Source organism: Mucilaginibacter sp. P25, from assembly GCF_050859465.1.
GTDB classification, from domain to species: Bacteria; Bacteroidota; Bacteroidia; order Sphingobacteriales; family Sphingobacteriaceae; genus Mucilaginibacter; species Mucilaginibacter gossypii.
Genome location: NZ_CP193937.1, coordinates 3337942 through 3363440, shown reverse-complemented (window position 1 = coordinate 3363440; position 25499 = coordinate 3337942). Strand labels below are relative to the sequence as shown.

Below are 25499 nucleotides of genomic sequence, written 5' to 3'. Positions count from 1 at the left end.
TGCACGCGACCCGTCGACAAGCTCAGGGAGATAGGCCTCTGCACGGAACACCATGGTATTTTCACAACATGATAAGCATTCTGTCAATTTTAAAATTCAGTAAATTCTGATCAAAACTCCAGCAACAATCCGCCCATGGCGGGCAGGCTTACTTCAACACCACTACGTATATCATCGGTATTGAATTTATCGCCGCTCAGCAGGTCGGTGAATTGTTTATGGCCGCTTTGGTTTAATTTTGTTAACAGGTCTTCCGGAAGCTTTACGGTTAGTTTACGCTCACTCCGGTTAAAATTGGTTATTACTAATATACGTTGATTGTTGGTATAGCGGGCGTAGATATACAAACGGGTATCAAAGCCTGGCTGATGTTCATTAGCTATCATCAGCTCATAGAAAGCGCCCGATTTAAGAGCTTCACTATTGTGCACTGCAGTAAGCAGGTTGTGGTAAAAGCCACGAAGCTTTTGTTGATCTGCCGATAATTTCGCGCCATCGTACTTATGGTTATTAACCCATTTTTGATGCTGCGGAACACCCCAGTAATCAAATATGGAAGTGCGGCCATCGTTACCACTAAACCCTTCATTACCGATAGCCGGCTCCCCTACTTCCTGCCCAAAGTAAACCATTACAGGGCCGGTATTTAAAGTGGCTGTTACGATCATGCCAGGTACGGCTAACCATGGGTTACCTGCGAAATCATTTGAAGCGATGCGCTGCTCATCGTGGTTTTCCATAAACCGGAGCATGTGCTCGTCAATGCCTTTGCTATCGTGGTTCCAAACAGCGTTGATTTCCCAGGTTGATGAATTGTGCTCATCGCGGGTAAGGCGTTTGATAGCATCATACAGGCCTACCTTATCGTACAGATAATCAAACTTGCCTTTATTAATATAATCGCTGTATTTGCCTTTGTCGTAAGCTTCGCCAACGAAAATAATCCCAGGATGCCCAGCTTTAAGCTTAGGGATTACCCAACCCCAAAACTCAATCGGCACCATCTCAACCATGTCGCAACGGAAACCATCCACACCTTTTTCGCTCCAGTAATGCAGAATATCATAAACCTTGTTCCAAAGCGGCGGAATCGGATCAAAATGACCACGGCGATGATCCATATAGTCGACCCCGTAGTTTAGCTTCATAGTCTCGAACCAATCATTAATTGATGGTGCAGCGCTGAAAACATCGTTACCGGTTGCTTTGGCTGGGTTTTCATCAAAATGACCATCCTTCATCAGACTTTTGAATTCATCACCTCCGGGATTATAGCCCGACGGAACAACAAAAGGCTGGCCAGGCATATAGTAAAAATCGTTAGTTGGACTAAAAGCCTTGCTCTTATCATCATCCTCGCCAAAATCACGTACCCCGGCCGGTTTAACGTCCGAACCATAGGTACGGGCTACGTGGTTTGGAACCAAATCCATCAATACTTTTAAACCATTGTTGTGGCTGCGTTTGATAAGCGCTTCGTACTCGCCGATACGGTTTTTAACATCAACTGCCAGGTCGGGATCGATATCGTAATAATCTTTAATTGCATAAGGAGAACCGGCCCTGCCCTTCACTATATCCGGATCATCTGCTTTAATACCATATTGCGAATAATCAGTCATGGTAGCGTGCTCAATTACGCCCGTGTACCAAACATAGGTAAAGCCCATTTTCTTTATCTCCTGCAGGGCCTTATCGTTGATATCGTTCAGCTTGCCTACACCGTTTTCCTCAATAGATCCATTGGTTTTATTAAGTGTGTTGGTATTGCCAAACAGGCGGGGCAATAACTGGTATATGATGAGCTTATGGTTGGTAGTTTGTTCCATGCGTTTTTTTGTATGATGTGGTTTTACCTGTGCCAACGTAATAACGGGCAACATTGTTGCAGCAATAAAACAGGTAAAAATCTTATTGCCTTTCATTACGCTTCAACCAGTAGTTCATCATTGGCTTTCACCAGTTGCTCTTTACCATAAACCAGCACTGTTGTTTCCACATCCGAAGCGTTTTTGATCTGCACACCTTCTTTGCTCACTTTAATATTCAGCAAGGCACCGCGGAAACCTATATGGAACGAAAATGACGACCATTTTTTGGGAATGAACGGCTGAAATACCAGCTTGCCATCCCTTACACGCATCCCGCCAAAACCTTCAACAACAGCCATCCAGGTGCCAGCCATTGAGGTGATATGACAGCCATCATCAGTATCGTTGTTGTAATCATCCAGATCTAAGCGAGCCGTGCGCAGGTAAAACTCATAAGCACGGGCTTCATCGCCGAGTTTGGCAGCCAAAATAGCGTGCACGCATGGTGATAATGATGATTCATGTACAGTACGCGGCTCGTAAAAATCAAAGTTGCGACGAATAGTATCTATATTGTACTGATCTTCAAAAAGTAAATTCCCTGCAGTACGTCAGCCTGTTTAATGTAGCATGAACGCAAGATCCTGTCCCAGCTCCATTTTTGATTGATAGGACGCTCTGACGCGGGCAGATCTTTTACCAGGATCTGCTCTTTATCCAGGTAGCCGTCCTGTTGTAAAAACACCTGGCGTTTCTCGTCGTATGGGTAATACATCTTTTGGATGATATCGTTGAAACGGCCAAATTCGGTCTCCTCATTCAGGTTCAGCTTGCTTACCAACGCTGCATATTTTTCCGGATCAGCCACCTTTATTTTATCAGCAACATCAACAGTATATTGCATACACCAGGTTGCAATAGTGCTGGTATACCAGTTATTGTTTACGTTGTTCTCATACTCGTTTGGCCCGGTTACACCCAGCATTACGTACTGCTGCTTATCATCCGACCAGTTAACCCTTTGCGACCAGAACCTGGCTATACCTAACAATACCTCAAAACCGTAATCGCCTAAATAAGCTTCGTCACCGGTATAACGCACATAGTTGTAAATGGCAAAAGCGACAGCCCCATTACGATGGATCTCTTCAAAAGTGATTTCCCACTCGTTGTGGCATTCGGTGCCATCCATAGTAACCATAGGGTACAATGCGGCGCCATCTTTAAAACCTAATAGCTGGGCATTCTCGATAGCTTTGCCTAATTGCTTGTAGCGGTAAAGCAGCAAATTGCGGGTAACTTTTTGCGGAGCTGTAGAAAGGTAAAAAGGCACGCAATAAGCTTCGGTATCCCAATAGGTTGAGCCCCCGTATTTTTCGCCGGTAAAGCCTTTGGGGCCGATGTTCAAGCGATCATCCTCACCAGTATAGGTTTGGTTAAGTTGATATATATTAAAGCGGATAGCCTGTTGTGCAGATACATCGCCATCAATAATGATATCATTATGTTTCCATTTTTCGGCCCAGGCGGCAGCTTGTTCGGCCAGCATGGTATCAAAACCTTTAGCACTGATACGGGTTAAAGTAGCGTTTAACTGATCAACCAGCTCTTCGGGTTTATAGTTTTGTGATGACAGGTTAGCGGCATATTTAATCACGCTGATGCTTTCGCCCTGCTTTGCCTGCAGATCAATTTTAGAAGCTACATATTTTTCCTTTTTGATGGCTTCGGTAGCTAATTCAATAACTTCAGCATTTTGAAGGATACTAAACTTCATACCTGTAGCAACCTCAAAGCCTGTTTTTTTGGTGCGCATTACGATGTAACCGCCGTCGGTTTGTGTTGCCTTGCTTACTTCGTCCCAAAACTTTTCATCATAGTTGGAATCTTTGTTCACCACATCTCCATCAATTGAAGGCGTTAAGGTGATGGCCCCACTAAAATTTAACGGCGTAAGGGTATATTTAATAGCACCTGTTTCATCATCGGCCATGCTGCAAAAGCGAATAGCCTCCACTTTTACTTCTTTACCCGATGCTGTTTTAGCGCGAAAATCGCGCTTCAGGTAACCTTCTTTCATATTTAGTTCCCGGCGGAAACTGAATACTTCGCATTTAGCAAGGTCAAGTTGCTCGCCGTCAATTACCACATCAATACCAATCCAGTTGGCGGCGTTAAGCACTTTAGCAAAATATTCGGGATAACCATTCTTCCACCAGCCTACACGGGTTTTATCGGGATAGTAAACCCCGGCTACGTAGTTGCCCAGCAGGGTATCACCGCTGTAAGCTTCTTCAAAATTGGCGCGCTGGCCCATGCGGCCATTACCTAAGCTGAAGATACTTTCAGAAATTTTATTGTAATGAGGATCGAAGCCTTCTTCAATTATCTTCCACTCATCAGCTTTTATATAGTTTTTCATTTGCCCCCTCTAAATCTCTCCCTAAAGGGTGAGACTTGAATTTAATAGTTAATAGTTTAATTAATAACGCCCGTTTTAAAGCCCTCTCCCTTTAGGGGAGGGTTGGCCGGAGCTATAGTTTATACAATTTATCTAAAGTCATTTCGTCCAAACCTTTAATAACCAGGTTGGCGCCTTTAAGTACATCGGATGAGCCGATGCCTACCACTTTCATATCACCGGCAACGGCGGCCTCAACGCCCGCAATGGCATCTTCAAAAACCACGCATTCTTCAGGTAAAACGCCCAGGGCCTGTGCACCCGCCAAAAATACTTCGGGATCTGGTTTGGCTTTACTCACTTTGTTACCATCAATCACCGCATCAAACATATCGGTGATACCAATTTTCTCCAATATGGTCATTGAGTTTTTACTGGCGGAACCCAGCGCGGTTTTAAGACCTACCGCACGGCAGGTTGTTAAAAACTCTTTGGCCCCAGGCAGGATCTCTTCGGGTTTCATTTGGTTTACCATTTCCATATACCAGGTATTTTTCAGGGTAGCCAGTTGCTCCTGCTCGGCCTCTGTTTTGGTAACGCCGCCCCAGCCCAGGATCAATTGCAGCGAACGTACACGGCTTACGCCCTTCAGCTGTTCGTTCTGATGTTCGGTAAAATCAAAGCCAAGCGAATTGGCCAGCCTTTTCCAGGCTTTATAATGGTAAACGGCGGTATCGACTATTACACCGTCGAGGTCAAAAATACAGGCTTTTATTGTATTCATTTTTTTGGTAAAACACAGGGAATTAGTTCCCTAAGATATTATTTTAATGGGTAACACCGGGTATTAATTCTAACACTAAAGTTGTTTTGCCCGGTATAGTGACTTTATCCAGTCCAATCATTTCATCCGTTAGTATATTCCTTGCTGTTTTGGCATCGCCAATACGCTCAAAATACCGTGCTGTAGTAGTTTCCTGTTCCTTATCGCTGCTGTTGAACATGATCATTACCGTTTTTTGGGCATCATACCTAAAATAAACATAAATACCTTTTTCGGGCACAAACTGCATCATTTTACCTGTTTGCAGAGCAGTAGTGCTTTTGCGGTAATTAGCCAGCTTACTCACATAATTAAAAGCGTCATTTTCTTTTTTACTGCGGCCTTCGGCAGTAAATTTATTTTCCTTATCGCCGACCCAGCCGCCCGGGAAGTCCTCGCGTACCAAACCATCAGGGTTCGAGTAGTTTTTCATCAGAATCTCATCGCCATAATACATTTGCGGTACGCCCCTCATGGTCAGCAGCATAGCCATAGCCGATTTGTATTTGGTAATATCCTCCCCTACCATTGATAATAAACGGCTCATATCATGGTTATCCATAAATATGGTATTGCGGGTAGCATCCTGGTATAGAAAGTCCTGAGCTACTACCGAATACAAGCGACCAACGCCGTCTGTCCAGCCATCGTTACCATTAATAGCTTCATAAATGGCATCTTTTAAAACAGCATCGGTTACGCCCGGTAGCTGGGTATCAAAACCCCGGTTAACCGTATTGCCCTGCGTAAAAAATGCCTGGTTAGCGGCAGACCATACCAGCGTTTCGCCAAATATGGAAAGCTTAGGAAACTCGGCTTTTACATCTTTCGCCCATTTGGCCATATAAACAGGTTCATTATAAGGATAAGTATCCAGCCTGAAACCGTCGATACCCGCATACTCCACCCACCAGATGTGGTTTTGGGTAAGGTAGTTTTGTACGTAAACATTATTTTGGTTTAAATCGGCCATGCGGTGGTCAAACCAGCCGTCCTGCATCAGTTTGCGGTCCATTGGCGAGGCGTGCGGATCCATCACAGCCGCATCCCTGAAGTTTGATTTGGTGTACGCTGGCCATTGGTGTACCCAGCTTTTCATTGGCATATCCTGTATAAGGTAACCTTCGGTACCGGCGTGGTTATGTACAAGGTCTTTAATAACCTTAAGCCCCATGCTGTGGCATTTTTCCACAAATTTTTTGTAAAGGTTATTAGTGCCGTACCTTGGATCTATCTTATAATAATCGGTAACGGCATACCCGTGATACGAAGCGCTTGGCTCGTCATTCTCGATTTCGGGTGTAAGCCAGATTGCAGTTACTCCTAAATTTTTCAGGTAATCCAAATGGTTCATGATCCCCTGAAGGTCCCCCCCATGGCGGCTGAACATCGAATCGCGGTGGATGCCTCGCTCACGTAGGTTATCAAATGAGTCGTTGGCAACATCGCCATTGCTAAACCTGTCAGGCATAATGAGATAGATCAGATCTTTACTGGTAACGCCCTGCGCCCTGCCTGCAGATCTGTCGCGTTTGTTAAGTGTATAACTATACGTAAGGTCTTTTTCGCCTGCTTTCTTAAATTTTATCGGGAACGTTCCCGGAATAGCCGATGAAAAAATGTTCAGGTCAATGAATAAATAATTCGGATTTTCAACTTTATGAACTGCTTTAAGCTTTACACCGGGGTAAGTAAGCACTACATTACGGGCGGCAATATTGTTGCCATGCACAACCAGTTGGAGGTTGGGATTGCTCATGCCAACCCACCAGGACATGGGCTCAACACGCTCAAGTGCAGGCGTTTGTGCCTTTACACCCAAAGCAGCCAGCAAGCAGCATAAGGCGGATAGTAAGGTTTTTCTCATATAAAAAATGATAAAAGGATAATTGGTTCGATTTCGGATTAAGCCCGTAACCATGTTCCAAATTTATAATAAAATTAATTGCTTGTATGAAAAAAATAATTCACACTAATTTGTTTCGAATTACGCGAATTGGTTTTTACTACCCGATTGGTGTAATTCGAATAAATTTTGAGCCGCACGCTAATCATTCGCGTGAAAAATAATTTTCTATCTTTATTTGGATTGATTACAAATAATACCAATATTTGTATCCGTTATATGATTGCGACCACCGAACTAACTTTATGGACCGACGTTTTCAGCACCAAGACTGGTGCCGTTTACCAATGTGATACAGAGCGTTGCTGGTATGTCGATTTCGCCGGTAAGGTTGCCCGGTTTGATCATCGCAATTTCTTAAAATTACGCAAAGCGGTTTATTCTATCGACATTGAGCAAAAACTGCTGAACGCCACTACTGATCCCGACGTGGAGATTATTTTCATCTGCGCCTGCGATCATTGTTATGTACTTTCACTGGCTCAGATCATCAGCCTGAAAGATCTTTTAGAAGGTACTTTTGTAATGCTGGAACTCAACCACATTATCCATGACCGCCTTTACAGCAACTCACTGTAATTAGACTAATTATCAACACAATTTAGATTAATTTCATATTGTCTTTAAATTAAACTAATATGCCTTTACAGCATTATTATTGTACATAATATCCTGCGATAAGACATATAACATTAATTTATCAAGACCATGAAAGACCTACTCCGCATAAAAAGCCTGTTATCATCAGATATCGAAGCGATTTTAAATCAGCAAGTTAAAAAAGAAGCATTTTCTTCGTCAGCATATTTGGCCATGGCATCATGGTGCAATCGCAACGGTTATGATTTTTCGTCAGAATATTTTTTCAAACAAGCCGAAGAAGAACGTCAACACCAGCTAAAATTTTATAAATATATCCTTGATATGGGTGGCAATGCTGTATCACCTGAGGTAACCGGCATTAAACAGGAATATAATTCATTCCGCGAAGTGTTTGAAGACGCCCTCGACCAGGAAATCAGCGTTACCAACGCTATCAAAAACATATATGCGCGTTGTATGAAAGAACAGGATTTTGTTACTATGGAGTTCCTAAACTGGTTCCTGAAAGAACAACGCGAAGAAGAATATAAAGCCCGCCGCGCCCTCGAACTATTCGAAGTTATCGGCGAAGAGGGTACCGGCAGATGGCAGATTGACAAGCACGTTGGTCAGATAAAATATGATAGTGAGGCTTAAGCCCCACCCTGCCCTCCCCAGAGGGATAGGTTTCCACACGAAATGCCTTTCGATAAACGAAAGGCATTTGTTTTAACATCTTATTTTAAGGAGGCTGTATCGTAAATCAAATGATGCGGTCTTTTTTGTTTTGGTGGCTCTTTCCTTTTCATATGATACCTTCGGCATTACCCTGCAAACACCAAAAAACCGGCCATTACTGGCCGGCTTTTTATAAAAGGAAGTCAGAAAAAGCTTATTTTCTGAAATCGGTCGACTTGCTGATACTCTCGAAAGCAGCCAGGTCTTTCTGAACGGCTTCGATCTTGCTTTGCGCCATCCCGAATGAATCTGAACCCAGGAATAAGTGCAGCGGACGCTCTTGCATTTCAGCCACCTCGATGAAGGCTAAAGCCGCATTTTCAGGGTCACCGGGCTGGTTGCCGATGACTTGTTCGTTGTGGATCACTTCCAGGTCGCGGGCTTCTTTATAGTCATTGATCGGCTTTGCTGCGGTGCGCAATGAGCCTTGCAGCAGAAAATTGGTCTTGAAATAGCCGGGATAAACGATGGTGGCAGTTACACCCAGTGATTTTGCTTCAGCCGAAAGCGCTTCGGTAAAGCCGGCAACCGCAAATTTGGTGGCGTTGTATATACCCCATCCGGGGAAAGTGCCCAGGAAACCGGCTATTGAAGAGATATTAAAGAACGCACCTGATTTCCTGGCGCGGAATATCGGCATTACGTTACGAATTACATTCAGCGAACCGAATACGTTAACGTCGAAGTTTTTGCGGGCTTCGTCGTCGGTTAGTTCCTCCAATGTGCCGAGCTGCCCGTAACCGGCGTTATTCACAACTACGTCGATCGTGCCAAATTTGGCAACTATCGCGGTAATTGCTTCAGCTACGCTGGTATTGTCGGTCAGGTTCACCTGCAGCGGAAGAAAATCACCGCCCCTGTAGCCCACCTCGGTACGTAAGGCTTCTGCATCCCTTGAAGTAGCCGCTACCTTGTAGCCTTCAGTTAACAACCGTTTTACTAAACTTAAACCTAATCCTTTTGAGGCTCCTGTAACGAACCATACTTTCTGTGTTTTCATTTTCTTGATCATTAATTGTATGGTACAAAATTGCGCAGGGAGGCCCTGAAGGGACTTATTCGAATCACAGGAATATTTGTGAGTTTCAAATATGAGTGGAAACAGCCGCATTTCTGCGGAATTCTGAAGGGGAAACAAGGGCCTTTTTCTTGAATAAGGAGGTAAAGGCAGCCTGGCCGGAGAAGCCCAGCCCGTCGCTGATCTCATTGATACCCCAGTCGGTTTGCACGAGTAAGGATTTGGCCTCATGGATCAGACGATCCTGTATATGTTCCCGCAGGGTTTTTCCTGTCTGATTGCGAACAAGGGAATTCAGATAATTGGGGTGCACATGCAGTTGGTCTGCAAATTCAGCCGCCGTTTTAAGCTTAACGTAAGAGTCGCGTTCCTGTATCTGAAAGGATGATTCCAGTAAGGATAAGAAACGGTAGATATAGCTATAACCTTCCGAAGCCTTCGTGCGCATCAGGTTCTTGCCAGCGCGCCGGCTTTCGAGCAACAGCATCTGCAACTGTAATAAAATTGCCTGCTTTTTATCGTCGCTGTTACCGCGGTCTTCCCGATGCATGGTTTCGAAATAACCGTTGATCGTGGCCGACTGTTCGTCGGTCAGTTGGATCACCGCCTTATCAGTCTCAAAGTTCGGGAACTGCCGGAACAACTGAAGCACATGGTCAGCTTCGAGCCCGAAGTAGTTGGGATGAATCAGGCAGAAATGTCCGCCAGTCTCTGCTGAAGTGGTTTGCCAGGACATGATCTCGTCGGGGTGGAGAAAAGCGATCTCATTCCGCCCCATTTCGTAGCGGTGAAGGCCGATGGTCAAAACTCCGGTGCCCCGGGTCATATGGAAGATCTTGTAAAATTTACGACGGTGCGGCGATATATAATCCTTAATCGGGTAAGTGTCCCGGTTTTGAATGACAAAGTATTGCGAATCAACCGGGTAATGCTCTACATTGAGTAATGGCTGCTGGTAGTTGTCCGTTGCGAACGTTTCCAATGGCATACGGGGAATCGTTGAATTTTGCATGGGCCCGGTAATGTAATTTGATTCGGCGCAAAGTTAGTGAATTTTAATAGCGCTGTCCAGACCCTGCAAAGCCGGGGCTTATGATACGGCACCATTGGAAGACGTCACTCAATCAGATCCATCAACTTCAACACCTCTTTAGGGTGATATTCTTTCAACCAGGTGTTGCCGGGCTGGATACTGCACACAGGGGCATATTTACACCTGTCGGTACATTCGGTTTCAATTACCTCCAACTCTTCGGGCCCGTGATGATGTTTAATGTACGATTTTGCGATCTTGTACATGTCCTTACCACCTCGTTTTCCGCATTTGCTGCCTACGCATACGTACAACACTTTATCAGGTATGGTAAATTTGCTCATAATGGCAATTATTAAGACTATGTTAATAATCAGCAAAGTTAATGCTTTAATGTTCCAATTTTAGCTGAACCGGGATTTAATTGGATTTACAAGATTGAAAGGACTTTATTACAGTGCCCCCGTCGGATTCGATACACATACATCGACATGGTGCCGATGTTAATTTGTTTCAATTGTGTATTTTAAAAGATAAATTTGAAAATCAATGCAGGGCTAAGCCAACCCGTTAGCATCAAACAAAGCTAAATATATGAAAGCAATTGAAATTATCTCCATCCCCGTAACCGACCAGCAGGCAGCCAAAGCGTTCTACCTAAAAATTGGTTTTGAAATATTAGTTGAAGCTAACTTTGAAAAACAAACCTGGATCCAGATGGCATTTCCGGGCTCGCCTGTTTCCATCACCCTCGTAAACTGGTTCGCGGAAATGCCGGCGGGTAGTGTACGCGGCCTTGTAATTAAAACCGACGACCTGGATAAAGATATAGCAGACCTTAAAGCCAAAGGCCTTGAAGTAGGCAATGTTGACACAACCCCATGGGGCCGCTTTGCCACGGTTGAGGATCCCGACGGAAATGCGTTGAGCCTGCATGCGAAATAATTTCAGATGCGCAAATATGCAAATTTTGAATGCGCAGATTATCTGTTAGATAAGCTCATCAAATCTATCTGCACATCTGAAATCTGCACATCAATAAATTCATCTGCATATTTGCGCATTTGAAATCAGCACATCTATAAATTCATCCAAAATCCGCACATTAATATATGATATTTAAAAAGTACTCTGCCCTCCTCGTCCTTGCATTAATTATAATTGCCGGTTGTAATCCCAATAATACCAAACAACCAGATGCCAGTGTTTATAAAGTTGTGAAGATAAAAGATGGTGATACTTTGGGTTTGCTTACCGGCGATAACCAGCAGATTGCCGTAAGGCTTGCCGAAATTGACTGCCCTGAAAAATCGCAGGCGTTCGGGCAAGCAGCTAAAAAATTCACTTCCGATCTGTGTTTTGGTAAAGAGGTAAAATTAATTGGCAACGAGCATGATCGCTATGGCCGTACTGTTGCGCAGGTGGTACTTATCGATGGCACTAATGTAAATTATGCGCTGGTAAAAAACGGCTACGCCTGGCAGTATAAAGCCTATTCCAAAAACACCGAACTGGCTGCTCTGGAACAACAGGCCCGCGAAGATAAACTTGGTTTATGGCAGGATGCCAACCCTACCCCACCCTGGGATTTTCGCCGGGAAAAGAAACAACCTAAGACAGACTCACTTCAAACTCCCAAACCTAAAAAACATTACCGCAAGCGTAAGCCAAGACTTGAATATGCAGCCTAAATGGTTAACTTTAGGGGCATCATCATCCAAGCAATGAAATTTACCAAAGCATTCATATCTATCTTTTTCACATTACTGCTCATTTGGGCACTGCAAACTAAAATAAGCCTCGTTCCACCATTAGGAAAATTCCTGAGCCCGGCCGATGGCTTTTGGCAAAATGCCGAAAGCAAGCACATTTTGCCAGCACTCAACCTGAAACTGAATGGCTTACAGGATAAGGTTACCATTAAATTTGATGAGAATCATATCCCGCACATTTTCGCACAGAACGAGCACGACCTGTACTTTGCCCAGGGATACATGACCGCAACCGACCGCCTTTGGCAAATGGATATCCAAACCCGGCAGGCAGCAGGCAGGCTGGCTGAAGTTATTGGCCCCAAAGTGCTGGATATTGATCGCTATCACCGCCGCATGGGAATGATTTACGGCGCCGAAAAAACAATAAAGGCAATGATGGCCGATCCAGTAGAGCGCAACATGATCCTGGCGTATACCGATGGCATCAACAGTTATATCCATCAGCTAAGCCCGAGGAGTTACCCCATAGAGTTTAAACTGCTTAACTATGCCCCCGAAGACTGGAAACCTATCAACTGCGCCTTTTTGCTTAAGCTGATGTCGGAAACATTGGCCGGCGGCTCAAACGAATTTGCAATGACCAATATTCTGCGCAAATTTGGCCCGGCCTCTACAAATGATCTTTTTCCCGATTATCCTATGCACGAAGATCCTATCATACCTACAGGCACAAAATGGGATTATTTTAAAACATTGCCCATTCCCAAACCATCCGCTAATTTTTTAGCCGGCATGGCAGATAGTACAAATACTAAACCCCGTGTTGAAGGTATCGGCAGCAATAACTGGGCGGTAGCGGGCAGTAAAACAGCAAGCGGGTATCCTATTTTAGCTAATGACCCGCATCTTAACCTCACACTACCTTCTATCTGGTACCAGGTACAGCTTTCGGCGCCGGGTATGAATGTTTATGGTGTATCACTACCAGGTGCGCCCTGTGTTATTTTAGGTTTTAACAATAACATTAGCTGGGGTATTACCAATGTTGATGCCGACGTATTGGACTGGTACCAGGAAAAATTCAGGGATACCAAAATGGAGGAATACTGGTACAACAACAAATGGAATAAAACTACCCGCCGTGTTGAAAAAATTGAAGTACTTGGTCAAAAACCGGTTTATGATACAGTAGTTTATACGCACCATGGCCCGGTTGTGTATCAAAACAATGCTCAAAAAGCCGATGGCCCTGATTTTGTTCCGGTTGGACACTCTTTAAGGTGGATAGCACACGAACAATCCAATGAACTGATGGCTATGTACCTGCTTAATACAGGCAAAAACTATGACGATTACCGCAAGGCGCTTACCTTTTTCAGCGCCCCTGCTTCAAATTTTGTTTTTGCCAGTAAAGACGATATCGCCATAACCCCAAACGGTAAATACCCGCTTAAATACAAAGACCAGGGGAAATTTATTTTAGATGGAACCGACCCGGCTGACGACTGGCATGGCTGGGTACCATTTGGGCAGGACCCCACCATTAAAAATCCGGCTCGTGGGTTTGTAAGCTCGGCCAATCAATCATCAACAGATCCTTCTTATCCTTATTATATCAATTGGTCATTTGCGCCCTATGAACGCGGTAAACGCATTAATGACAGACTTGCCGTTATGACTAATGCCACCGTTGATAGTATGCGTAAACTCCAAACAGATGTATACAGTATCCGGGCACAGAACATTTTACCAACCATGCTTAAATATATCGACCCAACTAAACTTAATGCTACACAACTTAGCGCTTATGATCAAATCAATATGTGGGACAAAAATTTCGCACCGAATTCAATAGGTGCTACTGTGTTTACCAATTGGTGGTCGCAATTGTACAATGCTGTGTGGGGGATGATTTTGCAGATAAAACCCTGCAAAACAATTTCCCTTCTGTAGATCGCACAGAAAAGCTACTGCTTAATGAGCCAACTTCCAAATGGTTTGATGACATCCGCACACCAGCAAAGGAAACCGCAGCAGATATCGTTAATAAAGCTTTTGCAGCTGCGGTAAAGGAAATTACCGACAGATGTGGTAAACCCGGAGCAAACTGGCAATGGGGTAAATTTAAAAGAATGGAGATAGCGAGCCTTTCACGTCAACCGGCTTTTGGTTCGGGTAATTTTGAATCGGGTGGCACAGCATCAACAGTTAATGCCCTTCATGACGGGCATGGCCCATCATGGCGTATGGTGGTGCAAATGGGTCCCAAAGTAAAAGGTTACGGTATTTTTCCCGGCGGCGAATCAGGTAATCCCGGCAGTTTTTTCTATAATGATATGTTCAAAACCTGGAACGAGGGAAAGTTAAAAGAACTGCTCTTCATGCAATCGGTAAGTGAACAGTCACCACGCATTAAATCAACTTATACATTAACCGGTAAATAATAACACCATGTTGTTCTTCATCATACTTATACTTTCATTTGCCAGCGGATATTTTTTACCCTGGTGGATAGTCGCAGTCATATCATTTTTAACGGCCCTTTTTATTGGCACAACAGCAAAAAGTTCTTTTTGGCAAGCCTTTATAGCGGTTTTGATGGTATGGATAGTACTGGCTCTCTTTAAAAGCATACCCAATGATCATATCATGGCTACAAGGATAGCCCACTTATTTCATCTGCCTGGCTGGGGTTATATATTAGCTGTAACGGGCATTTTAGGAGGCTTAGTGGGTGGGATGTCGGCACTGTCCGGACTACTGCTTAAACGGGCATTTCAAAAGCATTAAAACAAAAATACCCGGAATTTAGCCGGGTATTTTTGTTTATCAGCGCATTGTTTTTAAAACGCGGCCAATGTTTCTTTTAATGTTTTAACCGCCTCGGTATTGCTGCTTGCCTGCGCAAAAATATCCTGCGAGGTGGCTTTGGCTCCATAATAAGCAGCGTTTGAATCCTTATCGATGCCCAGGTTTGAGCCATTGATGGTTATCCCGGCAAACAAACCACGGCTGCGTGAGTATGAGTAAACCTCGGCCTGCAGCTTATAATCGGTACTTGCAGTCGAACTGCGGCCAACAGGGCCGGCTGCTGCAGAAATATCGCCACCGATAGTAAAATCGCCATTCTTGACTTTGGTTAATACACCTTTATGGCGGAACACCAGCACCAGATCAACGGATTGTACGCCGATTTGTAAGCCAAAGCTACCGCCTGTTAAGGTAACAAATACCGGATCACTCCATTTGCCATTATCCAGTTTCACCATGGCTACGCCTTTACCACGTTTACCGCCAATGCCAAATCCGGCATTGATGAGTTTGGGAATGATAACAATGCCTTCGTATTCTTCCAATAGCTGATGCGGGATGCTTTCCTTCATCTTGGCAAACTCTTTCAACACATTTGACGAGATTATGGATGCGTTCTGTCTGCTTGCTGTCATCGGCCGGTTTTGCCGATATCATTACAAAAAAGAGACCTAACAAAACCGGGAGTCTCAAGAATTTTAATGTTTTCATGGGGATAGATGATTAATATTATTAATTATATATTCAATATTTAACTAACCCCCAAAACACGTACTTGTTTTTTAATTTTATGTAATAGGAACGTCAAACACGCTCAATTTTGCATATAAAACAACATGCCTGGGCATTTCTGGCATGCAAATATTCAACATTGTCATTTTCGGCAAATATTTCGCTGATCAGTTCATCAACATCGGCATCACCAACAAGCCGGGTTAAAACCATTTGCTGCGCTTTGCTGTAACCTATGAGCGACAACGGGAAACTCTTTTTATTAGCCTTAATCTCCGGCGGGAAACGATAAATATCGCTGTACTCCTCCACATCTTCAGCGTGAATAAAAATAGGTCCCGGCTGGTTATAGGCATTTTCGATTTCAAAAGGCGAGTGCTTTAGCAACAGGCGTTTATCAACATTACGGTCAAAGGGTTTAAGTGAAACCCGGCATGGCCCAAGCCCGGTAGCCAGTTGTTCAACCACTTCGCCTCCAAAATCGTCGGTCATGGTTGTCCTTATTTTTTTGGCGAATGATTTTGATAGCGGTACAATTTTAAATGTGTTCATGATTATTGTTTTTAGATAGATCAAAGTTCGCGCGATAAACAAAGCGTTTCAACCCGAAACTTGCGGAGTTTCTGAACCGGGATTTATAGGATTTAAGGATTACCCGGATGCCAATAAATAGTTTGAAAGCAAATCCGTTGATCCCAAAAATCGGGTTAATCCCGGTTCAGATAATCTGCACATCTGAAATCCGCACATCTGCACATTTCCTTATCTTTGCCCTCAATGGACAAACCAGGTAAACAGGAAATATTTTCTATCAGCACCGAAGAGCAATTTAACGACGCTGCCTTGCAGGTTTTCAACTACCAGGCACAGCATAACCCGGTTTACAGCCAGTTTATTGAAGGATTGAAAATTGATCCATCATCAATTACATCTTACAGCCAGATCCCATTTTTACCTATTGAGTTTTTTAAGTCACATACTATATTAAGTACCGATGCGCCCGTTGAGGTAACCTTTACGAGTTCAGGTACTACTGGGATGATCACCAGCAGTCACCGGGTTACCGATAAAACCTGGTATGAGGAAAGCTTTCGGCGTGCCTTCAATATTTTTTATGGTGATATCAGGGATTTTACTGTACTGGCTCTGCTCCCGTCCTACCTGGAGCGCGAAGGTTCATCCCTCATTTACATGGTTGATGATCTCATTAAACAATCAAATCATCCGGATAGCGGTTTCTTTTTGTACAATCATGACGAGCTGTTTCATCAACTTAAAAAACAGCAGGATGCCGCGAAACCTACGCTTTTAATTGGCGTAACTTTCGGCCTTCTCGATTTTATTGAAAACCACCAGGTCAACTTTCCCGAGCTTGTTGTAATGGAAACCGGCGGGATGAAAGGCCGCCGTAAGGAAATGATTCGCGAGGAGCTGCACGCCATTTTAGGCAAAGGCTTTGGTGTAAAGCAGATCCACTCGGAATATGGAATGACGGAGCTGCTGTCACAAGCTTACTCCAAAGGCGACGGCATTTTCAATTGCCCGCCATGGATGAAGATCATCATCCGGGATACTAACGATCCGCTCAGTACGTTACAAACTGGTAAAACAGGCGGCATCAGCGTTATTGACCTGGCCAATATCAATTCCTGCGCGTTTATTGCTACGCAGGATTTGGGCAGGATTTACCCTGATGGCTCTTTTGAAGTATTGGGCCGGTTTGACCAGTCAGACATCCGCGGATGTAATTTGTTGATTGCTTAATACCATTTGAGAATCAAGACGTCAGGAATAACGTTTCAGGAAAACTTGATTCTTAACATTTGATTCTTGACTCTTTAACAGGTATAATTGTTATTTTTGCGCGCATCATAAATGCTAAAAATATGATTGAGAAATTTTTAAACGAGGAACAGGACCCTAAAACAGTTGAAAAGGTTTATTCACGCCTTGTGGATCTGCTTTCTTCAGGCGAAGAGGTTATCTACATTGCCGTTCAGAAAAAGCCGCTGGTAAACCTTTTTCCTGATTGTATAGCTATTACCAACAAACGTGTATTGTTTTTTACCCCGGCCAACCTGGGGCTATCTATCAAGTTTGTTGATTTTGTTTGGAAAGATATCGTTGACGTATATACCAAGGAAGAAATTATCGGCTCCATTTTCAGCGTAAAAACCACCGGTGGCGCCGAAATGGCTGTTGATTACCTGCCTAAAGTTCAGGGCCGTAAATTATACCAGTATGCCCAGGAACGTAAGGAAGTTGAGCGTGAAGCCCGCCGTCAGCGCGACCTGGAACAAAAACGTGCCGAATCAGGTGCTATCCAGCTGGAAAATTCGCCTGCCCGCGCTTTTGTAGCACCGGCATCTCCGCAACCCTTTTCTCAACAAAATGGGTACACAGCACCTGCCGCACCTGCAACGCCGCCTGCACTAGTTGCTGTCCCTGCTCCTGTTGTACAGGAAACACCTCCGCCTGCATCACCAAAGCCTGATGAGCTTACCGAAAAACTAAAAAAACTAAAAACCCTGTTTGATAATGGCCTTATTTCGCAGGAAGAATATAACGCCAAAAAACTTGACCTCTTGAGTGACTTATAGTCTTTTAGGGGACATGGTACCCTTATAAAAAAAGGAGGCCGTATCAATGTGATATAGCCTCCTTTTTTATCTACAGGCTGGCAATTAATCTCTAATCATCAGCCTCTTATCTCTAAAAAGAATTAAAGCGCCAAAACTTCTTTAACACGATCGGCAGCTTCTTTCAGCAATATTGCCGAGTAAACTTTCAAACCTGAGTTATCGATCAGTTCTTTTGCTTCGGCAGCGTTTGTGCCCTGTAAACGAACAATAATTGGCACCGGGATATTACCGATCTCTTTGTAAGCATCAATTACACCTTGCGCAACACGGTCGCAGCGAACAATACCACCGAAGATGTTGATCAGAATGGCTTTTACGTTAGGATCTGAAAGGATGATATTGAAACCAGCTTTTACAGTTTGCGCGTTGGCCGTACCGCCTACGTCAAGGAAGTTGGCAGGCTCGCCCCCGGCAATTTTAATGATGTCCATAGTAGCCATAGCTAAGCCGGCGCCATTAACCATACAGCCTACGTTACCATCAAGCTTAACATAGTTAAGGTTTGATTTGCTGGCTTCAACCTCGGTTGGATCTTCCTCATCGGTATCACGCATTGCAGCGTAATCCGGATGACGGTAAAGCGCGTTATCGTCAAGGTTTACCTTAGCGTCAACAGCTAAAATTTTATTATCAGAGGTTTTTAAAACCGGGTTAATTTCAAATTGCGATGAGTCGGTACCTTCATAGGCTTTGTATAAAGCAGCAATGAATTTGGTCATGTCTTTAAATGCTTCGCCTTCAAGGCCAAGGTTAAAGGCTATTTTACGGGTCTGGAAGCCCTGTAAACCAACTTTAGGGTCAATCTCTTCTTTAAATATAAGCTCAGGGGTTGAGTGTGCAACTTCCTCAATATCCATACCGCCTTCGGTGCTGTACATAATAATGTTGCGGCCACGGGCGCGGTCAAGCAATACGCTCATGTAAAACTCTTTGGTTTCACTTTCGCCCGGATAGTAAACATCCTGTGCAACTAAAACTTTCTTAACTTTTTTACCTTCAGGACCAGTTTGCGGAGTTACCAATTGCATACCTAAAATATTGCCGGTATGTTCTTTTACCTGGTCGATGTTTTTGGCAAGCTTAACGCCGCCGCCTTTACCACGGCCACCTGCGTGGATCTGTGCTTTGATCACTACCCAGCTTGAGCCCAGGTCTTCTTTCAATTTTTGGGCAGCCTCAACAGCCTGCTCAACAGTATCGGCTACAATGCCTTCCTGAACTCTAACGCCATAGCTTTTTAATATAGCTTTACCCTGATATTCGTGAATATTCATGTTTTGAAGAATTTGCGGTAAAGCTACAATTTTGTTTGAAACGGTAAACACCTTGTTTCAGTTTATTTGCCCTTATCGGGGTAAATAACATTGTATTTACAAAGGATACAAAGTACAAGAAACATAGGGAATTGAATATTAAGCAAACTAAGGCGCAACGCCGCAAAGAAAAAATGGTACAATTTGTTTTCAGTTGAGAGCCTGCTTAAATCATCTCATACAGCTCTTTGCCAGAATCAGGATTTACAGGATTTTAAGATTAATAGAATGTTCGTCAAATCAGAAAAATCGGGTGTCAACATAATCAAGAATCATCAACGGTAAAAATCGGTGAAATCATAAATCAATCAGTGTAATCCCAACAAAATAAATCCAGCTAATCCGTTAACTTTGCCAAATGCTTAAAGCCAGATCTATCCATAAATCATACGGACAGTTACAAATATTAAAGGGCGTTGACCTTGAGGTACAAAAGGGTGAAATCGTAACCATCGTTGGTGCTTCAGGTGCCGGAAAAAGCTCGTTACTTAACATATTAGGTACCCTTGACCGGCCAGATTCGGGCACTTTAACCATTAATGATATTGAACTAAACAAACTAAACAATAAACAACTAAGCGATTTCCGGAACCGGCAGATTGGTTTTATATTCCAGTTTCATCATCTACTGGCCGAGTTCAGCGCTCTTGAAAACGTTTGCATCCCGGCCTTTATAGCAGGAAAATCAAAATCTGAAGCAGAAAAAAAGCGGCCGGGTTGCTTGACCTTTTGGGTTTGAAAGACAGGTTGCACCATAAACCTAACCAGCTATCTGGCGGCGAGCAACAACGGGTAGCTGTGGCACGTGCGTTAATCAACAATCCAGCACTTATTTTTGCCGATGAACCTTCAGGCAACCTTGATTCGGTCAACGCGCTCGAGCTTCATGAATTATTTATTAAGCTTAAAAATGATTTCAGGCAAACCTTTGTTATTGTTACTCATAATGAAGATCTTGCAAACCTGTCAGACCGCACAGTTACAATGAGGGATGGTTTAATTGTTAACGCCCATTAACATGAGCATTTTAATTACCGCCGCCACGTCGGCGCAAGCCTACCAGCTCAAAAACAAACTGGAAGGAAAAAATATTATTTTGGGTGATCATATGGACCTGCCTGATTTTATGATAAAAACCGGCAAAATGATATTGTTGCCCAATCCAGCTTCGGCAAGTTATACACATGAAATGCTAACGCTTTGCCTGGATAAAAGCATCGATTCGGTTTATTTATTAAGGCCTGATGAAACAATACTCTTGCTAAAGGCCGAAACCCTTTTTAATGAATACGATATAAACCTACACGTAATTGCTTAATGGACTATAAGGATATTGATAAACGTAAAACAGCTTTTATTTTTGAGTTAGATAATGTGCTTTATCCGGCAAAGGATTATTACTTTCAGGCTTATTACCTGTTTGCAAACATGCTTGAATATATTGAGCTGATAGATGCAAAGGCCGCAACCAAAGTATTAACTGATACGTATATAGCTGAAGGGAAGGATGCCGCATTTAACCGTTTGACGGAGCAGTTCCCGGTGGCCGAACAATACCGCGATAAATTTGAGAACCTGCTTTTAACTGCCAAATTACCGCTAAAACTGCTTTTATATCAAAATATACTTACCTTAATGCAGGATATTGTGGTCGACCGCAAAAAATTGTTTATTGTAACTAACGGCAATGTTCAGGAACAGGTAAATAAAATTAAACAAACCGAATGGCACGGGCTGGAAAAATATCTCCGCTGCTATTTTACCGAAGAAACCGTACCAAAACCCGAACCAGATGTAATTAACCTGCTTATTCAGGAACATGGCCTCCAGCGTAAAGAAATAGTGATGATTGAAAATTCGGAAACAGATAAGCTTTGTGCCGAAGCCAGCGGCATTGACTGTATCAGTGTTGAAGACTTTTTATAGTATTACCTATAACATACTTACTAACAAGGCGTTTTAATACTTAAACTCAAGTGTATGAGAAAAATATTTTACTTTTTAGCCCTTATTTCCGTTGCATCGATATCTGCCTGTAAAAAAATAAACCTATTAATAACGGCGATGATGGTACTACCGGCCCGCCAAGCACCGGTACCGCCCTTGATCGTATAAGAGATTCTGTTTTTTTATATCCACAGGAAACCTATTTGTGGTACAACCAGCTTCCAACCTATAAAAACTTTCAGCCCCGTAACTATGTCAGTACTGATACTATTACCGGGTTAAGCAGCGAGGTTGACCATTTATCACAATATGCCGTAAATCCGGCAAGCTCTCAACCGTACGAATATTACGATAATACCGGCACGGCTAAGTATTCGTTTATTGATGACGGCTCGGTATCGAACGAATTGAGCGGTAATGGCGGCGACTTCGGTTTTTCGGTATTCTACCCTACGCGTTCGGATCTGAGGATCAAATATGTATACCCTGGTTCACCTGCTGATAAAGTAGGTATTAAACGCGGGTATCAGATCACCAAAATAAATGGGCGTACCGACCTTGCTTACGATGACGGAGGTTCGACTACCCAGTTTGTAATACAAGCCTATGCATACAGCAAAACTATCAGCATGACATTGGCCAGACCGGATAATACTACCGTTGATGTAACGCTTAATACTGCTAACTATACCATAAACCCTGTTATTACTTATAAAACACTGGACGCCGGCTCGGGCAAAAAAGCAGGCTACATGGTTTTTAATTCTTTTACTGATAAAACCAATGCCGGTCCTAAAATATTAGAGGCCTTAAACAGCTTCACTGGTATTTCCGATTTGATCGTTGATTTAAGGTATAACGGTGGCGGATCCGTAGAAACTGCAGAATACCTTGACAACCTTTTAGTACCATCGGCTAAGAACGGCACTAAGATGTATACAGCTTATTTTAATGATAAGCTTACAAACGATAACTATACCTTGTTTAAAAACCTTTACGAAATACCCAAAGGATTTTTTTCGGTAAGCAACCAAACTGTTAATTTCCAAAAACAAGGGTCACTTAATTTAAGCCGGATATTCTTTATAGTTGGTAGCGGTACTGCCTCAGCAAGTGAGTTAACCATTAATAACCTGATCCCTGAACTGGATGTTGAATTGATCGGCTCTGTCACCTATGGCAAGCCTGTTGGTTTTTATGGTATTGATATCAATAAATACCAATTGTATATGCCAATGTTCTCCACAAGAAATTCGGCAAACAATGGCGATTATTATACCGGTATGACACCAGGACAAGGCATTTATAAAGGTGTTAGCGCTGTCGACGATCTGACCAAAGATTTCGGCGACCCTACCGAAGGTTTATTAGCACAGGCTTTGAGCTATATCTCTACCGGCAAGTATAAAACCGGTTCAGTAACAACCCAAAGCCTGGCTACCTCTTCAAAAAACGTACTTTCGGCCGATCAGAAACGTGCGATGGAACAGAGATTCACCCGCAGCAAAGTAAAAGGTTTGATGCTTAAAACACCATCGGTGTTTAAAAAGAAGAAATAAAATTTTTCCGTATCATTTAAGGCGGAGGGCTAAAAAGCTTTTCGCCTTTTTTATTATGCTAAAGCTTGCCGTTGTTGGTGTTGTCACCAACAACTTTATGCTATGCGTATCGGCTTTAGTGGTTAATAAAATTATACAGGTATAACAAGTTGTTGGTGGCAACGGCGCGAGCTTTTAGCTTTCCGCCTTAGGCTTTAAGCTCTAATCAGCCAGCTCTCTTAAATCAACGGGAACAACGCGGGAAATCCCCTGCTCAACCATGGTTACGCCGTAAATAACATCTGTACTTGCAATAGTTCGTTTGTTGTGGGATACAATGATGAATTGAGAGTCTTTGGAGAAGGTACGGATAATGTTATTGAACTTATCAATATTGGTATCATCAAGCGGCGCGTCAACCTCATCAAAAATACAGAAAGGTGCAGGCTTAAGCAGGTACAGCGAAAAAAGTATAGCGGTTGCCGTAAGGGTTTTTCCCCTCCCGATAGTTGGTTGATGGATAATGGTCGTTTACCTTTTGGCTTCGCGATGATATCGATATCTGACTCGAGCGGATGATCAGGATCAGTCAGGATCAGATCGCATGAATCCTCTTCATTAAACAGCGAGCGGAATACTTTAATAAAGTTTTCGCGCACCATAATAAACGCGGTCATGAACTTATCTTTCGCGGTATCATCAATCTCCTGTATGGTAGCCAGCAATGATGCTTTGGCTTCACTCAGGTCTTTCTTTTGCGCCTGGATAAAAGTATAACGCTCGTTCATTTCGTTATAAGCCTCTACCGCCATCGGATTTATGGCGCCAAAATCATCCAGCTGTTTTTTTAGCTTTTCGGCTTTCTCGCGCAGGTCCTGCTCATTTTCACCTTCGGGTACTTCGCTTTCGGGCAGGTCTTCAATATCTATATTAAACTCAACCGAAAGACGTTCTTTCAGCGCGTTCAGGTCTATCTTTAAATTATTTCGTTCGTCGCGCAGCTCATTCTCAATAACTTCGCTGTTTTCTTTTTTGCGCCTCAATGAGCTTACCTGACTCTCATTTTCGGTGATGAGGCCGCGCCATTGATAGTACTCCTGTTCGGCTTGTTGTGTGGCCTTTTCCAGGTTTTCCTTCTGCTCATACATTTCAAGCAGGTTGTCGTCTGAGTTATCGGCCAGTTTCAGGTTTTCCTGTATAGCAACTTTTACTTTTTCAAGCTCGCTGCTATTTTGCCTTATACGCGTTTCAAGGCTTTCCTGCTGGGTATCACGATAGTCAAGGTCTTTCATCAATCCCGACACCTTGTTTTGCTGCTGATGGAAACGGATATTTTCCTGGTTATAAGCGTTGGATTGTACCGATACGTACTCATTAAGCTCGTTAAAAGCCATCTGCTTATCGGCCAGTAAATCGCTTTGGATCTGGCGTTGAGTTTTTAGCTCGGCCAATTGCGGTTGCAGGGCAGCCATTTCATCTTTGATCCCTGCAATTTTGCGGGCGATATCTTCTTTACGGTTAAGGCTATTTTCAATAAAAGTTTGATATTGCTCCTGGCGGGTTTTTACAGTGATCAACTCGTTATTTAAACGGTTCAGGATCTGTTGCTGTTCATTGATCTCAGCTGCCTTGGTTGACGAACGTAAAGCTGCAAGCTTGTTCTGTAATTCTTCAGACTTCGTACGAAATGAACCCACCTGGTTCTCTATTCCCCGGATCTCTTTAGCCAAATTCTCCAGGTTTTTAGCACGCCCGATCCTTTTACCTTCAAACAAACCCACAGACCCACCGGCCATGGTATGTTTTGATTTATTGAACTTACCGCTCTTGCCGATTAACACAACGCCCTGCGGTAAAGTTTCGCTATTGATCTGGCCTTCTTTATCGTCATCAACCAGGTAAACACCTTTAAGCAGGTAATTACAAAGCGGCAGGTAACGTTTTTCAACCTCAATAACACTCAGTGCCGGGATAGCCCCCTCCTTTTCGAAGCTGATTTGTGCAGGCGATTCATCAGCGTAGTTATTCAGCACAAAGAAATTTGCTCTGCCCTTTGCCGAATTGCTCAACAGGCTTATAGCCTTTACAGCATCGTCGTAGCTTTCAACCACGTAATAGTTCATGAGCGGTTCAAGGTAGTTTTCAATGGCTACACGAAACTCCTCCTTACAAAAAAGCACATCGCTAAACAAAGGTGCATTTTTAGCCCAATCGGCATTCTTTTTCAGGAACCTGATTGACTCCGGGAAGCCCTCCAAACTGTCAACCATACTTTTGGTAAGGTTGTATTCGTTTTGTTTGGCATCCAGCCTGCGGCTTTCTTTTATAATGGTATCCTTAACCGAGTTCAACTCAACATCGGTTTCGGCAATTTGTTCTTTTAATTTATTTTCAAACTCAACAGCCTGCTGAAATTCATCGTCGAGTGTTTCCTTGCGGTATTGCAGCTCGGCAACCACCTGGTTAAAGTGCGAAAGCTCCACCTCTTT

24 protein-coding genes and 3 pseudogenes are annotated in these 25499 nt (G+C 43.4%); 13 read left to right on the top strand and 14 right to left on the bottom strand.

The annotated features are described in order from the left end of the window. Positions 1-110: 110 nt before the first annotated feature. From ACRQ5D_RS17030 to ACRQ5D_RS17010, 5 genes and pseudogenes are all read right to left on the bottom strand, one after another. Positions 111-1925, bottom strand: coding sequence for an alpha-amylase family glycosyl hydrolase (locus ACRQ5D_RS17030; protein WP_431200050.1), 1815 nt, complete (start codon positions 1923-1925; stop codon positions 111-113). Then, a complete protein-coding gene (locus ACRQ5D_RS17025; RefSeq protein WP_431200808.1) occupies positions 1925-2143 on the bottom strand; it encodes a glycosyl hydrolase family 65 protein in 219 nt (72 codons plus the stop codon). The genes ACRQ5D_RS17030 and ACRQ5D_RS17025 overlap by 1 nt, the downstream gene beginning before the upstream one ends. Before the next feature lie 84 nt (positions 2144-2227). After that, positions 2228-4233, bottom strand: a pseudogene (locus tag ACRQ5D_RS17020) (family 65 glycosyl hydrolase domain-containing protein); the annotation flags it as partial. Between the two features lie 112 nt (positions 4234-4345). Beyond that, a complete protein-coding gene (pgmB, locus tag ACRQ5D_RS17015; protein ID WP_091163035.1) occupies positions 4346-4996 on the bottom strand; it encodes a beta-phosphoglucomutase in 651 nt (216 codons plus the stop codon). Positions 4997-5039: 43 nt separating this feature from the next. After that, the gene (locus ACRQ5D_RS17010) at positions 5040-6902 is read right to left on the bottom strand and encodes a glycoside hydrolase family 13 protein (protein WP_091163494.1); all 1863 of its coding nucleotides are present in this window, start codon (positions 6900-6902) and stop codon (positions 5040-5042) included. 258 nt (positions 6903-7160) lie between these two features. Here ACRQ5D_RS17010 and ACRQ5D_RS17005 point away from each other — a divergent pair, with 258 nt between their 5' ends. Together ACRQ5D_RS17005 and ACRQ5D_RS17000 are read left to right on the top strand one after the other, a co-directional pair. Beyond that, positions 7161-7520: a hypothetical protein gene (locus tag ACRQ5D_RS17005; protein WP_091163034.1), complete on the top strand. Its 360-nt coding sequence runs from the start codon at positions 7161-7163 to the stop codon at positions 7518-7520. A 129-nt stretch (positions 7521-7649) separates the two neighbouring features. Beyond that, positions 7650-8180 (top strand): ferritin, encoded by a 531-nt coding sequence (locus tag ACRQ5D_RS17000; protein ID WP_091163033.1) that lies wholly within the window; start codon positions 7650-7652, stop codon positions 8178-8180. A gap of 235 nt (positions 8181-8415) precedes the next feature. Here ACRQ5D_RS17000 and ACRQ5D_RS16995 read toward each other — a convergent pair whose 3' ends face one another. The 3 genes from ACRQ5D_RS16995 to ACRQ5D_RS16985 all read right to left on the bottom strand — a co-directional run bounded on the left by ACRQ5D_RS16995 (position 8416) and on the right by ACRQ5D_RS16985 (position 10656). Further along, complete coding sequence (locus ACRQ5D_RS16995; protein WP_091163491.1) at positions 8416-9261, bottom strand: SDR family NAD(P)-dependent oxidoreductase; 846 nt, start codon at positions 9259-9261, stop codon at positions 8416-8418. 85 nt (positions 9262-9346) lie between these two features. Next, positions 9347-10291, bottom strand: coding sequence for a helix-turn-helix domain-containing protein (locus tag ACRQ5D_RS16990; RefSeq protein ID WP_091163032.1), 945 nt, complete (start codon positions 10289-10291; stop codon positions 9347-9349). A gap of 104 nt (positions 10292-10395) precedes the next feature. After that, positions 10396-10656, bottom strand: coding sequence for a (2Fe-2S) ferredoxin domain-containing protein (locus tag ACRQ5D_RS16985; protein ID WP_091163031.1), 261 nt, complete (start codon positions 10654-10656; stop codon positions 10396-10398). Positions 10657-10906: 250 nt separating this feature from the next. Here ACRQ5D_RS16985 and ACRQ5D_RS16980 point away from each other — a divergent pair, with 250 nt between their 5' ends. From ACRQ5D_RS16980 to ACRQ5D_RS16965, 4 genes are all read left to right on the top strand, one after another. Then, on the top strand, positions 10907-11257 hold the full coding sequence (locus ACRQ5D_RS16980; protein WP_432329644.1) for a VOC family protein: 351 nt from the start codon (positions 10907-10909) through the stop codon (positions 11255-11257). 167 nt (positions 11258-11424) lie between these two features. Next, positions 11425-12003, top strand: a complete 579-nt coding sequence (locus ACRQ5D_RS16975) for a thermonuclease family protein (protein WP_091163029.1) — start codon at positions 11425-11427, stop codon at positions 12001-12003. Between the two features lie 33 nt (positions 12004-12036). After that, entirely contained in the window at positions 12037-13980 is a 1944-nt protein-coding gene (locus ACRQ5D_RS16970; RefSeq protein ID WP_432329642.1) for a penicillin acylase family protein, read from the top strand. Next, positions 13929-14471, top strand: coding sequence for a penicillin acylase family protein (locus ACRQ5D_RS16965; protein ID WP_432329641.1), 543 nt, complete (start codon positions 13929-13931; stop codon positions 14469-14471). The genes ACRQ5D_RS16970 and ACRQ5D_RS16965 overlap by 52 nt, the downstream gene beginning before the upstream one ends. On the opposite strand, the gene ACRQ5D_RS16960 is transcribed toward ACRQ5D_RS16965, so the two are convergent. Further along, the gene (locus tag ACRQ5D_RS16960) at positions 14457-14660 is read right to left on the bottom strand and encodes a hypothetical protein (protein ID WP_091163028.1); all 204 of its coding nucleotides are present in this window, start codon (positions 14658-14660) and stop codon (positions 14457-14459) included. The genes ACRQ5D_RS16965 and ACRQ5D_RS16960 overlap by 15 nt on opposite strands. Positions 14661-14676: 16 nt before the next feature. Here ACRQ5D_RS16960 and ACRQ5D_RS16955 point away from each other — a divergent pair, with 16 nt between their 5' ends. Continuing rightward, positions 14677-14817, top strand: coding sequence for a hypothetical protein (locus ACRQ5D_RS16955; protein ID WP_167516217.1), 141 nt, complete (start codon positions 14677-14679; stop codon positions 14815-14817). Between the two features lie 53 nt (positions 14818-14870). Here the strand turns inward: ACRQ5D_RS16955 and ACRQ5D_RS16950 are convergent, their stop codons facing one another. Together ACRQ5D_RS16950 and ACRQ5D_RS16945 are read right to left on the bottom strand one after the other, a co-directional pair. After that, entirely contained in the window at positions 14871-15473 is a 603-nt protein-coding gene (locus ACRQ5D_RS16950) for a lipid-binding SYLF domain-containing protein (RefSeq protein ID WP_432329639.1), read from the bottom strand. 169 nt (positions 15474-15642) lie between these two features. Further along, entirely contained in the window at positions 15643-16122 is a 480-nt protein-coding gene (locus tag ACRQ5D_RS16945) for a DUF1203 domain-containing protein (RefSeq protein ID WP_091163026.1), read from the bottom strand. A 225-nt stretch (positions 16123-16347) separates the two neighbouring features. On the opposite strand from ACRQ5D_RS16945, the gene ACRQ5D_RS16940 reads away from it, so the two are divergent. Continuing rightward, positions 16348-17334 carry an acyl transferase gene (locus tag ACRQ5D_RS16940; RefSeq protein ID WP_091163025.1) on the top strand — a complete coding sequence of 329 codons (987 nt, stop codon included), beginning with the start codon at positions 16348-16350 and terminating at the stop codon, positions 17332-17334. Positions 17335-17456: 122 nt separating this feature from the next. Continuing rightward, positions 17457-18170 carry a PH domain-containing protein gene (locus ACRQ5D_RS16935; protein ID WP_091163024.1) on the top strand — a complete coding sequence of 238 codons (714 nt, stop codon included), beginning with the start codon at positions 17457-17459 and terminating at the stop codon, positions 18168-18170. A 122-nt stretch (positions 18171-18292) separates the two neighbouring features. On the opposite strand, the gene sucC is transcribed toward ACRQ5D_RS16935, so the two are convergent. Further along, positions 18293-19486: an ADP-forming succinate--CoA ligase subunit beta gene (gene sucC / locus ACRQ5D_RS16930; RefSeq protein ID WP_090532025.1), complete on the bottom strand. Its 1194-nt coding sequence runs from the start codon at positions 19484-19486 to the stop codon at positions 18293-18295. Positions 19487-19883: 397 nt separating this feature from the next. On the opposite strand from sucC, the pseudogene ACRQ5D_RS16925 reads away from it, so the two are divergent. The 4 genes and pseudogenes from ACRQ5D_RS16925 to ACRQ5D_RS16910 all read left to right on the top strand — a co-directional run bounded on the left by ACRQ5D_RS16925 (position 19884) and on the right by ACRQ5D_RS16910 (position 23031). Then, positions 19884-20542: pseudogene (locus ACRQ5D_RS16925) on the top strand (ABC transporter ATP-binding protein). A 1-nt stretch (position 20543) separates the two neighbouring features. Next, a complete protein-coding gene (locus tag ACRQ5D_RS16920; protein WP_091163022.1) occupies positions 20544-20843 on the top strand; it encodes a hypothetical protein in 300 nt (99 codons plus the stop codon). Next, positions 20843-21451, top strand: coding sequence for an HAD family hydrolase (locus ACRQ5D_RS16915; protein WP_091163021.1), 609 nt, complete (start codon positions 20843-20845; stop codon positions 21449-21451). Before ACRQ5D_RS16920 ends, ACRQ5D_RS16915 begins: the two co-directional genes overlap by 1 nt. Positions 21452-21675: 224 nt before the next feature. Continuing rightward, positions 21676-23031: a S41 family peptidase gene (locus tag ACRQ5D_RS16910; RefSeq protein ID WP_431200047.1), complete on the top strand. Its 1356-nt coding sequence runs from the start codon at positions 21676-21678 to the stop codon at positions 23029-23031. A gap of 201 nt (positions 23032-23232) precedes the next feature. Here ACRQ5D_RS16910 and ACRQ5D_RS16905 read toward each other — a convergent pair whose 3' ends face one another. Continuing rightward, a complete protein-coding gene (locus ACRQ5D_RS16905) occupies positions 23233-23466 on the bottom strand; it encodes a hypothetical protein (protein ID WP_431200807.1) in 234 nt (77 codons plus the stop codon). Positions 23467-24947: 1481 nt separating this feature from the next. Continuing rightward, a pseudogene (locus ACRQ5D_RS16900) lies at positions 24948-25280 on the bottom strand (hypothetical protein); the annotation flags it as partial. Positions 25281-25499: the final 219 nt, after the last annotated feature.